Annotated in this window: 12 protein-coding genes; 3 read left to right on the top strand and 9 right to left on the bottom strand. The window is 68.5% G+C overall.

Annotation, left to right across the window (positions count from 1 at the left end; all coding sequences use genetic code 11):
* The first annotated feature begins 77 nt into the window (after positions 1–77).
* Positions 78–1,028: an AEC family transporter gene (locus VJ162_RS17260; RefSeq protein WP_324666016.1), complete on the top strand. Its 951-nt coding sequence runs from the start codon at positions 78–80 to the stop codon at positions 1,026–1,028.
* Here the strand turns inward: VJ162_RS17260 and VJ162_RS17265 are convergent.
* The 3 genes from VJ162_RS17265 to lrp form a co-directional block, all read right to left on the bottom strand.
* Complete coding sequence (locus VJ162_RS17265; RefSeq protein WP_324666017.1) at positions 1,025–2,545, bottom strand: MATE family efflux transporter; 1,521 nt, start codon at positions 2,543–2,545, stop codon at positions 1,025–1,027. The genes VJ162_RS17260 and VJ162_RS17265 overlap by 4 nt on opposite strands.
* On the bottom strand, positions 2,542–3,138 hold the full coding sequence (locus tag VJ162_RS17270) for a TetR/AcrR family transcriptional regulator (RefSeq protein WP_324666018.1): 597 nt from the start codon (positions 3,136–3,138) through the stop codon (positions 2,542–2,544). The genes VJ162_RS17265 and VJ162_RS17270 overlap by 4 nt, the downstream gene beginning before the upstream one ends.
* A 137-nt stretch (positions 3,139–3,275) precedes the next feature.
* A complete protein-coding gene (lrp, locus tag VJ162_RS17275; RefSeq protein WP_324666019.1) occupies positions 3,276–3,731 on the bottom strand; it encodes an HTH-type transcriptional regulator Lrp in 456 nt (151 codons plus the stop codon).
* Between the two features lie 126 nt (positions 3,732–3,857).
* Between lrp and glnA the strand changes: the two genes are divergently transcribed.
* Positions 3,858–5,210 carry a type I glutamate--ammonia ligase gene (gene glnA, locus VJ162_RS17280; protein ID WP_324666020.1) on the top strand — a complete coding sequence of 451 codons (1,353 nt, stop codon included), beginning with the start codon at positions 3,858–3,860 and terminating at the stop codon, positions 5,208–5,210.
* 10 nt (positions 5,211–5,220) lie between these two features.
* On the opposite strand, the gene VJ162_RS17285 is transcribed toward glnA, so the two are convergent.
* Together VJ162_RS17285 and VJ162_RS17290 are read right to left on the bottom strand one after the other, a co-directional pair.
* The gene (locus VJ162_RS17285; RefSeq protein ID WP_324666021.1) at positions 5,221–6,108 is read right to left on the bottom strand and encodes a phosphatase PAP2 family protein; all 888 of its coding nucleotides are present in this window, start codon (positions 6,106–6,108) and stop codon (positions 5,221–5,223) included.
* Positions 6,105–7,334 carry a YihY/virulence factor BrkB family protein gene (locus VJ162_RS17290; RefSeq protein WP_324666022.1) on the bottom strand — a complete coding sequence of 410 codons (1,230 nt, stop codon included), beginning with the start codon at positions 7,332–7,334 and terminating at the stop codon, positions 6,105–6,107. Before VJ162_RS17290 ends, VJ162_RS17285 begins: the two co-directional genes overlap by 4 nt.
* 171 nt (positions 7,335–7,505) lie before the next feature.
* On the opposite strand from VJ162_RS17290, the gene VJ162_RS17295 reads away from it, so the two are divergent.
* Positions 7,506–7,913: a hypothetical protein gene (locus tag VJ162_RS17295; protein ID WP_324666024.1), complete on the top strand. Its 408-nt coding sequence runs from the start codon at positions 7,506–7,508 to the stop codon at positions 7,911–7,913.
* 23 nt (positions 7,914–7,936) lie between these two features.
* On the opposite strand, the gene VJ162_RS17300 is transcribed toward VJ162_RS17295, so the two are convergent.
* The 4 genes from VJ162_RS17300 to VJ162_RS17315 all read right to left on the bottom strand — a co-directional run bounded on the left by VJ162_RS17300 (position 7,937) and on the right by VJ162_RS17315 (position 12,637).
* Positions 7,937–9,040, bottom strand: a complete 1,104-nt coding sequence (locus VJ162_RS17300) for a tRNA (guanine(26)-N(2))-dimethyltransferase (RefSeq protein WP_324666025.1) — start codon at positions 9,038–9,040, stop codon at positions 7,937–7,939.
* A 76-nt stretch (positions 9,041–9,116) separates the two neighbouring features.
* The gene (locus tag VJ162_RS17305) at positions 9,117–10,799 is read right to left on the bottom strand and encodes a sensor histidine kinase (RefSeq protein WP_324666026.1); all 1,683 of its coding nucleotides are present in this window, start codon (positions 10,797–10,799) and stop codon (positions 9,117–9,119) included.
* A 72-nt stretch (positions 10,800–10,871) separates the two neighbouring features.
* A complete protein-coding gene (locus tag VJ162_RS17310; RefSeq protein WP_324666027.1) occupies positions 10,872–12,350 on the bottom strand; it encodes an MATE family efflux transporter in 1,479 nt (492 codons plus the stop codon).
* 41 nt (positions 12,351–12,391) lie between these two features.
* Positions 12,392–12,637: a ferredoxin gene (locus VJ162_RS17315; protein ID WP_324666029.1), complete on the bottom strand. Its 246-nt coding sequence runs from the start codon at positions 12,635–12,637 to the stop codon at positions 12,392–12,394.
* Positions 12,638–12,745: the final 108 nt, after the last annotated feature.

The following is a 12,745-nucleotide window of genomic DNA, read 5'->3' on the forward strand; positions in this document are numbered from 1 at the left end:
ATAAGCGTACTAGGCGTCTACGCCCGCCCGTCTCCGAGTCGAAACTGTTCTGGCCCTCGCCGCGTGAGCAGCCACCAGTGTCGCTGCTTGGCATTTTCGCGACGGCCGTCCTCCCAATCGTCGCCGTCGCGGCCGTCGGCTACGCGCTGGGCCGGTTCAAAGACGTGGAGGCCGACGCCCTGAACACCGTCACGGTCTACGTGCTCGCGCCGGCGCTGGTCATCCACAGCCTGGCGACCTCCGAACTGGGCGGCGGGACCATCCTCGCCGTCGTGGGGGCCGTCGGCCTGTTTACCGCCGTGATGCTCGCCGTCGGGGAGGCCGTCGGCCGGCTAACCGGCCAGCGCGAGCCGATGCTGGGGGCGTTCGTCCTCGTCACCATCTTCCCCAACACGGGCAACTACGGCATCCCGCTTGCGGATTTCGCCTTCGGCCCCACCGGACGCAGCGTGGCGGTGCTTGTCACCGCCATCGAGGCCGTCCTGATGTACACCGTCGGCATCTACATCGCGGCCAGAGGCGGCGAGAGCGACCCCCTCACGGACATGCGGCGGGTGTTCGGCGTGCCGCTGGTGTACGCCGTCGTCGTCGCGCTGGCGGCCCGCTATGCCGGCGTCGTGCCGCCGGTCGAGTCAACGCTGATGCAGACTCTGGAGCTTGCTGGCAACGCCTCGATTCCGGTGATGCTTCTCATCCTCGGGATTCAACTCGCCGGCGTCGACCTCGAAGGGACGCTTCGACCCGTGGGGACGGCGGGCGCCCTGCGCCTGCTGCTCGCGCCGCTGGTCGCGAGTGGGGCAGTGTTGCTGGTCGGCGTCGGCGACGCGACCGTGGCCCGCGCGGTCGTCCTCCTGCTGGCGACGCCGACCGGCGTGACGACCATCATCCTCGTCGGCGCGTTCAGCGATATCGGCGACGGGCTGGCGCCCGGCGAGTTCACCAGCGCGACCGTCTTCGTCACGACGGTCGTGAGCGTCGTCACGGTGACCGGCCTCGTCGCGGCGCTGGAGGCGGGCTGGCTCGTCTAGTCGTCCGCCACGGTCGCGTCGGGGTCCGCCCGGGGGTCGGCGTCGCGCCAGGTGCCACGCGTGAACCACGCAAAGGCGAGCGCGGCGGCGACGACGTTCGAGACGCCAAAGGCGAGCCAGATGCCCTGCTCTGCCATCGAGAACGCGAAGGCGTCGACGACGGCCGTCCCGACCGTCGCCGAGACCGCAAAGAGCGGGTCGGCGACCCAGGCCGGCACGGCGACGGAGCGGGACATGACCCACGCGACCGGCAGGCGGACGACGCCCAGCATCGTCACCGCGAGCGCCGCCGCGGTGAGTGTCTTCCCGGCGCCGCGGAAACCGCCCGAATAGGCCCGGACGATGCCGATAAAGCCGAAGGTTGGGGCGACCCACTGGAGGAACTCGGCGCCGATGCGGACCACCTCGGGGTCGTCGCTGAACACGCTGACGACCGTCGGGGCCGCGAAGATAGTGGCGACGCCCAGAACGGAGAGCAGGACGAACGAAACCTTCGCCGCGAAGTGGTTGGCCCGCCCCGCCCGGTCGGGGTGGTCGGCCCCGAGGTTCTGGCCGGTCATCGTCTCGACGCCGCGGTCCATCGCGATGGCGGGCATGAACACGAGCGAGAACACGCGGATGCCGACGCCGAAGGCCGCGACGACGGTGACCGAGAACGTCCCGACGATAAACAGCATCGCGTTGACCGACAGCGCCCGGCCGGTCCCCTCGACGGAGGCGGGGATACCGATGGCGAGTAGCTTCTTCAGGTACGTGAAGTCGGGTACCATATCCCGGGGGTTGACCTGGATACCGCGGTCCCCCCGGAGCATGATGGCGATGCCGACGGCGAAGGCCAGCCCCCGCGAGAAGATGGTCGCGACGGCGGCCCCGACCACGCCCAGCTCGGGGAACGGGCCCCAGCCGAAGATGAGGAACGGGTCGATGACGATGTTCAACACGACGGTCCCCAGCATGACCAGCATCGGCGTGATGGTGTCGCCGGCCCCTCGCATCAGCGAGATGAACACGAAGAAGCCAAACATCGTCGTCAGCCCCAGCGAGACCACCTGCAGGTAGCCCGTCGCACCCGGCAACACCTCCTGAGAGGCCCCCAGTAGCCGCAGGAAGTCCTCGACGAAGAAGTAGCCGACCCCGCCCAGCACGAGCGAGCCGGCGACCGCAAAGACCAGCGTCTGTGAGGCGGCGTACTCGGCCGCTTCGGGCTCTTCGGCGCCGGTGTGCTGGGCGACGAGAACGCTGCCCGCGACCGACAGGCCCATTCCAAGCGAGATGAGCAGGAATATCATCGGGAACGCAAACGAGATGGCCGCCAGCGCAGTCGTGCTGTACTGCCCGAGCCAGAAGGTGTCGGCGAGGTTGTAGGCGACCTGCAGGAGGTTCGTGATGACGATGGGGAAAGAGAGATACAACAGCGGTTTCCCGATGGGGCCGCTGGTCAGTTCCAGTTCCTCCTGGCCTTTGAACAGCCCGTCGAGACGTTCCATCAGGGCGTTAACGTGCTCGCGGGCGGTCATGCCGACAGCCCCTCCGGTTCGGCGAGGAGGTTCGTCTCGACGTAGTCGGTGAGCATCCGCTGGCTACACTCGACCGGACGGCCGGTGGTGACCCGCTGGGTCGACGTGCCGGTCAGCACCGTCACGATGAACCCCGCGGTGTCGGCCGGGTCGATATCGCGGCGGAACGTTCCGTCCGCGACGCCGGCCTCCAGAATCCCGGTCAGCTCGGCGATTAGGTAGTCGTCAAAGCGCGTCAGCCGGTCGCGGAACCCGTCCTCGTAGGGCGCCTGGGCGCGGATTTCGAGCAGGGCCGTCTCGAACTCCTCGCGGTCGTCGTCGGGGTTTTCCAGCACCGTCTCGACGAGCGCCAGCAGCGCTTCGTGGGGGTCCTCGCCCCCGGCGTCGTCGGCGAGTTCGACGAACCGGTCGTAGAGGTCATCGAGAAACGCACACAGCAGGTCGTGTTTGCTGTCGTAGTGGTAGTGGAGCGCGGCCTTGCTCTTTGAGGACTCGTCGGCGATGTCCTGCATCGTCAGGTCCGCGTAGCCGTGCGAACAGAGCGCGCGATAGGTCGCACGCATTATCTCTTCGGCAGCGTCACCGTCGCTCATTACTACCACTAACTGACTGGTCAGTCAAGAACCCGTTGGTTCGTCCCGAGTGCGACGCTCCCCGGGACCCGGTCACGGACGGCGCGGCCGCTCTGTGGCACGGATACACCCCGGGACTCCCCCGCCCCGCGGGTCGCCTACCGCATGTCGAGTTCGAACTGCTCGTGTTCGCTTGCGGTGTTCAACACCACGGAGGTGTTGGACTCGTTGATCTCGGGGTCTGTGAGCAGTTCCTTTATCTGGGCGTTCATCCCGTCGGTGTCGGCGAACTTGCCGACGGCGATGATGTCGTAGTCGCCGGTGACCTCGTACACCGATATCATCTGCTTGTGCTCTTTGAGGCTCTCGGTCACGTCGGGCAGCGAGGACCCCTCGACCTTGAGCTGGATGATGGCCGTGACGTCATAGCCCAGTGCGTCGTAGTCGACTTTCGGGGTGTAGCCGTTGATGATGCCCTCGTCTTCCAGGTCCGAGAGGTGGTTCGAGACGGTCGTCACCGACACGTCGAGGTCCTCACCGAGGCTTCGGAGGCTGGCACGGCCGTCACCCAACAGTGCATTCACTAGCTTGCGGTCGAGATTTTCATACGTCATTACATCCACTCACGGTAGCGGGGGATTAGAATTTTACGAATGTCCAAATGCGGCCGAGCAGGCCGAAATCCTTGCGCATAACGGCAGGGTTTTAGTATTAGCAGTGTTCCTTCCCGGTGTCCAAGCATGACAAGCGAACTTTCCGCTGAGGCTGAAGAGGTACTCGACGAGATCGAAGAGAAGAACGTCGACTTCCTGCGCCTTCAGTTCACAGACATCCTCGGCACGATCAAGAACGTCTCGATCACGGCCGACCAGGCCGAGAAAGCATTCACGGAGGGTATCTACTTCGACGGCTCCTCCATCAACGGCTTCGTGCGCATTCAGGAGTCCGACATGCGCCTGGACCCGGACCCGTCGACGTTCTCCGTGCTCCCGTGGCGAGAGGACGTCGAGGGCGGCTCCAGCGCTCGACTCATCTGTGACGTCATCGACACCTCCACCGGCGAGCCCTTCGAGGGCGACCCGCGTGGGGTCCTGAAAGACGCTATCGAGCGCGCCGAGGAGATGGGCTATGACGTCAACGCCGCCCCCGAGCCGGAGTTCTTCCTGTTCGAGGAGGACGAAGAGGGCCGCGCCACGACGAAGACGAACGACGCCGGTGGCTACTTCGACCTCGCGCCGAAGGACCTCGCCTCCGACGTGCGCCGTGACATCATCTACGGTCTCGAAGACATGGGCTTCGACATCGAGGCCTCCCACCACGAGGTCGCCCAGGGCCAACACGAGATCAACTTCACCTACGACGACGCCCTGACCACGGCCGACAACGTCGCCACCTTCCGCTCCGTCGTCCGCGCCATCGCGGCCGAACACGACCTGCACGCGACGTTCATGCCAAAGCCCATCCCGCGCATCAACGGCTCGGGCATGCACACGCACATCTCGCTGTTCCAGGACGGCGAGAACGCGTTCCACGACGACGACGGGCAGTTCAACCTCTCGGAGACCGCACAGAGCTTCATCGCGGGTATCCTCGACCACGCGCCCGCCATCGCCGCGGTCACGAACCCGACGGTCAACTCCTACAAGCGCCTGGTCCCCGGCTACGAGGCGCCCGTCTACGTCGCCTGGTCCGACCGGAACCGCTCGGCGCTCATCCGCAAGCCGGCCGCCCGCACCCCGGCCGCCTCGCGTATCGAGGCCCGCTTCCCCGACCCGTCCTGTAACCCGTATCTCGCCTTCGCGGCGCTCATCCACGCCGGGCTGGACGGCATCGAGCGCGACCTCGAATGCGACGACCCGGTCCGCGAGAACATCTACGAGTTCGACGAGGAGAAACGCGACGAGTACGGCATCACCACGCTGCCGGAGAACCTCGGCGAGGCCGTCGACGAACTCGAAAACGACGAAGTCATCAGTTCGGCGCTGGGTGAGCACGTCTTCGAGAACTTCGTCGAGGCCAAGCGACAGGAGCACAAGGAGTACCTCGTCGACGTTTCCCAGTGGGAACTCGACCAGTACCTCGAGAAGTTCTAACGCGCCAACCTCACGCCTTTTTTGCGACGCGCTCGCCGACCAGCGGCAGCGAAAGCGCCCCGGCCGTCCCGACAGCCGTGAGCAGCCCCACCACTGGGTCCGGCGGTCCCACCAGCACGGCGGCGGCGACGGCGGCCAGCCAGAGAGCGCCCAGTATCGCCGTGGCCACACCGCCCCGGCGGGTGGGTTCGGGAACCGACCCCAGCACCGACCACGCCGCGAGCCCGCCGACGCCGAGCCCGACGGCCCCCGCGGTGTCCCGGGTGAGACCGCCCGCGACGACGCCGATGGCGCCCACGACCGTCACGAACGCAAACAGGCGCGCCGGCGTCCGCAGGCGAGTGAGGGCCAGCCAGAGCACCGCGGCGGCGATGGCCGCGCCGGCGACTACGTCGACGAGATAGTGGACCCCGAGGACGAGCCGCGAGAGCGAGATGACTGCGACGGCCGCGGCCGCGACGGCGTAGCGCTGTCGGCGACGACCCACCCGCAACGCCCACGCGAACCCGCCCCAGGACAGCACCGCCGAGGTCGCGTGGCCGCTCGGGAAGCCGTAGCCGCGGCCGGAGACGACCGACTCGTAGAACGGCGCGACGGGCCACGGGAGGCCGGCGGTCGCCGACACCACCGCGGCGTTCGACGGCCGCGGGAACGCGAAGACGGCCTTCAGCCCGAGGGAGACGGCGGCGGCGGCGGCCACCAGCCCGACGAGCACCGCGCCCCGCTCGCGGGTGAGCCCACGGCCGAGCCACGGTGTGGTCGAGCCCAGCCAGTAGGCGAGCAGGCTCGCCGTCGCGACGAACCAGAAGTCCCCGAGCTGGGTGAGGACGGCAAAACAGACGAGGACCGCGGTCGGCAGTTCCGTGAGCAGTTCCGTGACGCCGACGCCGCGGCTCATCCGCGCCAGTCGCGTACCTTATCGAGCGCGATGCCCGGTAGGCCGGTGACCCGGAGGCCGAGACCGACGACGACCATGACGACGTAGAGCCCGAGCGTCGACAGCCACACCACCAGCATCGCCAGCACCGCCCAGACGCCCCTGAGATAGTGGAACGCGCCAAGGGTCATGATAGTCCCGTACAGCAAGACGAGATAGGGGCCCCAGCCACGGGCGTGGCCCCGGCGCATCCGCCGGCGGACGTACTGTTTGAGGTCGCTCTCGACGTCGTCGCGGTGGAGCGTCCGCTCTTCTACGTCGTCGCGGAACGCCTCGAACTCCTCGCGTAGCTGTTCGAGTTCCTCGTCGGTCAGGTCGTCGACGCCCCCGGTCTCCGCGGGCGGGGGCGTCTCGCTGTCGGCATCCTCACTCATCGCTTTGTCGGACAGTCGAAGGGACACCTGTTGTAACTGCCGGTCCGACCCGCCGCTCAACACGGCGTTGAGCACGGCGCCCAGCAACAGGAGTTGCCCGGCGAAGTAAAACCACGTCACGAGCAGGAGGACGCCGCCGATGACGCCGTAGAGCTGGAACCCCCCGGCGACGGAGGCATAGAGGCCGAAGGCCGTCGCCAGGACCGTCCAGCCGACGGCCGCAAACACCGTGCCGGGGAGCACCCCCCGGACCGTCGTCTCCGTGTCGGGAAACAGGTAGTACAGCGGGAGGAAGGCGACGACGAGGATGGGGACAAGCACCAGCCCGCCCAGTGCGACGGTGACACCGAAGACGGTGCCGAGCCAGCCGACGACGGCAAAGCCCGCGAGCGCGAGCGCGATGCCGCCAAGCGCAGCGACCGCGTCGACGACGCTGTCGAGAAACCCCCCGACATCGTGGGTGCCGTAGATGCGCGAGAAGGCCGTATCGACGCCCCGGAACACCTTCAGCGCCCCCCAGACCATCACGACGAGGCTGAGCAGAGTCGCCCCGCCCCGACCGCTCGCGCTCGTGAGTGCCGCCCCGAGCAGCCGGGCCGCCTGTGGCGTCAGCGCCTCGCCGACGGCCGCGATGACCTGGTCCGCGAAGGCGTCCCCGCCGAGAAAGGTGGCGACGGCGAGTCCGAGCAACAGCAGCGGCAACAGCGAGACGAACATGTAGTAGGCGATGCTGGCGGCGAGAAAGGAGACCTGCTGGGTCCGGACGGCACTCACGAGGTCCCGGCCGACGGAGACGGTGCGGTTCCGGTTCACAGGTACATCTCGGCCGGCCGGCACATATATCGTAACAATCGAAACAGTTTAGCCATCGACCGAGCTGGGCGGTCGAGTGTACAGTGATTCCCGACGGCGGCGATAGCTCCGCGGCGTGTGCGGCGCGTCGTCCCACACAGCGCTTATGTCCCGCCGTCCCGACGTTCGCGCATGGAGAGGGCGATACGGACGGGGACGATGCAGGTGACGGTGCTGTGTCTCGTCGCCGCCGGGATACTGCTCGCGCTGGGCGCCGCCGGGGTTCCGGCCTCGGTCCCGCTGCTTGGCCTCCTGCTTGCGCTGTCGGCCGGGCTGTACTACACGCGGCCCGACGCCGACGGGGGCCGCGTGCTGGGTATCGATGTCGACAGCCTGCTGTCGACGCTGTGGCTTGCCCCGGCGCTTGCGGCGCTTCCCGTCCTGCTGGAACCGGCCGCCTCGGCCGAGGAACTCCGGGCCCTGGGCGGCGTCGTCGGACTGGCGGGGATGCTGAACTACTTCCTCCGGCCGGTGTATCTGCTTGGCTACTCGCTCGTCGAGGCGGTCCAGAAGCGCACCAGCAAGTCGGCCGAGCGCTGACGGTCGCGTCTCGGCTACGTCAGTTACTCCGCCGTCGCCTCGCGTATCTCGGCCACGTCGGCGTCGGTCTTGAACGTGGTCCCGCCGTAGTGGGTTCGGGAGGCCGAAAAACCCGCCGCGCGGAGCTTCTCGATGAACGTCTCCATCGCCTCGGCGCCCCGGCCCCAGCGTTTGCACAGGCGGTGCTGGTCGTAGTGGGTCGGCGTGTCGAGTTCGCTCGCGAGTGTGTCACACAACTCGCGGGCCTTCTCGGCGGTACCCATCTCCTCGGTGACGTGCTCGGCGACCGCCCGGACGAACTCGGGCTCGCAGCTCCGGGCCAGCCAGATGGGGCCGGCGGTCTGGACGTGCTCGCCGCAGTGAGGGCAGGCGTCGGGGGCGTCCGCGATGAGCCCCCGTTCCGCCTCGCGCCAGAGACAGCGCTGGCAGTAGTAGACGTGTCCGAGCTCGTCGATACAGTCGTTTGCGACCTTCGCGCCGTGGTCGAACTCCAGGTAGGTCCGGACGTAGTGACTCGTCGCGTGCGAGAGGACGGGGCGGGCGGCGATGTCGTAGCGGGCGGCGGTCCGGACCATCGCCGACAGCAGGACCCGCAGCCCCATCTCGGCGTGGAACTCCGTGTTCCGGGGGACCGCGCCGTAGCTGCGGACGCCGCTCTCGAAGTGGGCGCCACACAGCGGCGCGGTGTCGGTCGCGGTGACACAGAGCAGGTGTTTGGTACCCTGGATGGCCGCATCGGCGAAGGGAATCGGCGTCCCGAAGGGGTCCAGGTCGACCACGTCGAACGCCTCGCTGTGCATGCGGACGTTCGCGTTCTCGTGGTGGACCGTCCCGTCGAGGTCGTTGCTGTCGAGGTTCTCCCGGCAGAGCGCCACCGCGTCGTCGTCGATATCACAGAGGCTCGTCTCCCAGCCGTCGGCCGCCGCCCGCACCCCGCGGATGCCGCTTGCCGCCGTGGCGTCGAGATACGACTCGACACGGGGCGTCCGCTCCCGGTAGGCCCGCAGCGTCGCCACGGTCAGGTCGCGGTTCAGCTCCTGGACGGGGTTGAAGAACACGTCCGCGCCCTTCCCCGCCTCGGGCTGTTCGGGGACCGTGACCGTCACTTGCCCTTCGCTTACGCGCATACCTGAGCGTGCCCGCGACGCCCGTTAAGTCGTTCGAAGGGCCGCCAGCAGCGGGTGGCTGCGTACGCCCGTCGCGTCACTCGACGCGAGCACCAGCGGCCCGCTCCGTCGCGACCGGCAGCCGAACGGTCACCGTGGTCCCCTCGCCCGTATCGAAACTGAGGTCGGCGCCGAGCGTCGTCGTCGCCCAGCTGACGAGCCAGAGCCCCATCCCGCTGCCGTGGGACAGCGGCGTCTCCTCCCCGCGGTCGAGCACCCCCAGTTCGTGGTCGGGGATGCCGGGGCCGTCGTCGCTGACCGACAGCGCCACCTCGTCCCCCTCGGCGGCTGCCCGCACCGTCACGCGGGCGTCGGGGACGTGCTGGAGGGCGTTCTCGACGAGGTTCTCGACGACGACGCCGAGCAGGACCGGCTGGCTCCGCACCGTCAGGCCGTCGGGGATGTCGACCGCCACCGACCCCCCGGAGTCGGCCGACACCGCGTCGACGGTGTCGGCGACCAGCGCTCCAAGGTCGACGGGTTCGAGGTCCGCGTCGTCGGTGCCCGCCTCCGAGAGCGTGCGGGCCTTATCGCCCGAGGCGACGAGCCGGTCGACGGCCTGTCCGATGGTGACCGCGTGGTCGGCCTCGTCCCCGTCGAGCGTCTCTGCGAGCAGCTCCGCGCGGGCCTGGATGACGACGCTCTCGTTGCGGACGTTGTGTCTGAGAAAGCGGTTGAGCACCTCCAGACGGCGCTCCCGGCGTATCTCGTCGGTGATGTCCTGAAAGACAGCGGTGTAGCCAAGCCGGGTCCCGCCGCCGTCGGTCAGCTCTGTCTGGCCGAGCTTGTACTCGCGGCGGCGGCCGCTGTTTGTGACGCCAAAGCGGTCGTCGTCCTCGCCGGGGACGAACCGGTCGCCGTCGATGCGGTCGTCCAGCCCGTCAGTCAGCGCCGCCCGCTTCCCGACGCCGAGCATCGCCTCCGCGGCGGGGTTGAGGTTGACGATGCGGCCCGCCACGTCGACGATGGCCACCGGCGTCGCGATGTCGTCGATGGCCGCCCGCTCGCCCGCCCGGCGGGTCGCGGGGTGGAACTCGAACATGTCGCTGCGGACGAAGGCGTAGGTGTCGAGCGCGATGTGGGGCAGGAAGGCAAGCGTCGTCAGGTTCACCGCCGGCCCGATGTTGAGCGCCCACGCCAGGACGGCCAGCCCCGGCGGAACCGGGCTCAGTCCGACCGCGATGGCTTCCCGGCGGTACAGCGGCCCGTAGCTGAGGACGGTGTCGAAGACGAGCATCGTCCCGAACGTGACAAAGAGCATCGCCGCGAATATCGCGAGATAGCCAAGCGGCGCGATGGTGTAGCCGACGACCGTCCCCGCGGCGGTCCTCGTCACGACGGCGTCGGTCCACAGCAGCGAGTGTGTGCCGTTCGAAAGCGCAAGCACCGTCACCGCCGCGGGGACGACGGAAAGCCCTCGGAACGTCACACTCTCCAGGGTCGCCCGCCGCCCGGTGTACCCCAGCGCGAACCCGACGAAGACGTAGCCAAGCCACAGCAGACACCCCCACGTTATCGCCTCCAGTGCCAGCCGAACCGCCGGGTTCGACACAAGCAGCGCCACGCCGTAGACGGTCGACCAGACGGTGATGATGCCGATGGTTGCGACGAACCACTTCGCTCCCGGTTTCGCCCAGTGCTCGCGGAGCTGGGCCAGCAGGTACAGCGACCCGGCCCCCGACGCGAACGACCCCAGCGCCACCCACGGGGCGTCGGCCATAATCGGTCCACGTCCTCTCGCCTGTTTACGCTTCCGGGCCGGCAGCGGGTTGGCGGTGAGCCGACGACCGTTCTAGTCGTCACCCGCACCGACTGTCGACTTCCGTGCAACGTCCCGCCACTTCCCGGTCCAGAACCGGCCCGTGTTCACCGCGGCCTTGAGGTAGTAATCGCCCACGAGCGCGGCGAAGATAGCGGGGAGTCCAAGGCCCATGCCGGGCGAAACGGCGACGCCGGCGAGTGGCACGGTAACGACGAACGAGGCGGGCAAGGCAAGCATCGCGACGGGGAGGCGAAAGCAGTAGCTGCCAAGGATAGTTCCGTAGAGCGGCCAGCGGGTGTCACCGGCCCCGCGCAGGCTCCCGCGCATCGTCCGGGAGACGGAGAAGCCGGCGACGAGCAGGCCGAAGACGCGGATGAACTGGGCGGCGAGGCCGGGGTACTCGGTGCCAAAGAGCGAGACGATGGGGCGGGCGAAGACGACGAGGACGACGGCGACGGCGAGCTGGACGGCGAGTGCGACCCGCAGTGTCTGCCAGCCGTAGGCCGACGCCGACGCCTCGTCGCCGTCGCCAAGATGCTGGCCGACGAGCGTCGAGGCGGCCGTCGAGTACCCCCAAGCGGGCATGAGCGCAAGCAGCATGACGCGCCGGCCGATGGCGTAAGCGGCGAGCGTCGGCGTCCCGAGCACGCCGAGGATGAACAGGAAGGGAAAGCGCGCGAACGTCTGGAGCAGGCGCATCCCCGTCAGCGGCAGCGCCACCCGGATTATCTCCCGGAGCAAGGAGAGGTCGACGTGTGGCCCGCGGAGGGACAGCTGGACCGCGTAGCGCCCCGAGACGAGAAGGCCCACGAAGATAGCCGCTGCGAGCGTGTTGGCGAGTGCCGTCCCCCAGGCCGCGCCGGCGATGCCGAGTTCCGGGAACGGCCCCGGGCCGAAGATGAGCGCCGCGTTGAGCGCGACGTTCGTCGGCAGCGTGAGCAGGCGGACGTACATGGGCGTGCGGGTGTCGGCGCTGCCGGCCAGCGCCCGCGAGGCGACCATACTCCAGAACCGCGGCGCCATCGACAGCATCACGATAGAGAGGTAAGTCGCACCGTAGTCGACGGTCGTCGGGTCCGACGAGAGCACGCCCACGAGGGCTTCGGGGTAGAGCCACGAGACGACGGTCAGGGGCAGCGAGAGGAGCAGCGCCAGCCACAGCGACTGCTTGACCGCCAGGTTCGCCCGGGCGGGCCGGTCGGCCCCCTGGAGCCGGGAGACCACGCTGATCGTCCCCGAAGAGACCGCAAGTGAGAGCCCGAAGCCGACGAAGTAGTACTGAAAGCCAAGTTCCAGCCCGGCGATGGCGGCATCGCCCAGCGCGATACCGACCATCAGGAAGTCCGCGACCCGAAGGAGGATCCGCAGCCCGCCGGTGACCATCACCGGCGCGGCCAGGTCCGTCGCCTCCGTGGCCTTCCGGCGGTCGACGAGCCCGGCGCGGGCAAGCAGCGCCGGGACGACACGGACGAGTCGGCTCAGAAGCGAGCCGAGCGAGCGACGGACCATCGACTCGTAGTGGGTGCGAGAGCGACCAATGCGTTTCGACTCTACGGGATCAGCTGCTCGCCGTCGTCGTCGTAGACCGCGATGGCCTCGACCGGACAGGCCCGCGCGGCGAACTTCGCGTCGAACTCGGCGTCGTCGGGCACCTCGCGGACGACGACGCCCTCGTCGGTCTCCTCGCCGTCGACGAGGACGGCCTTCCCGGCGTCCTCGTCGCGTTCGAACCCGTCCCACTCCGCGACACACTGGAACATCCCGATACAGGTGTTCCGGTCGTACTCGATTCGCATACCCGGGGTTCGCCGGTGACGGACAAAGGCGTTGTCCTCGGTCGGAGCGGGCCGCAAAGAGCGGGCCGTCGGCCACGCGGGTTGTGTTGACTTTAGCAGGAAATGACT

This window comes from Haloarcula sediminis (genome assembly GCF_035656455.1).
Taxonomy (GTDB): Archaea; Halobacteriota; Halobacteria; order Halobacteriales; family Haloarculaceae; genus Haloarcula; species Haloarcula sediminis.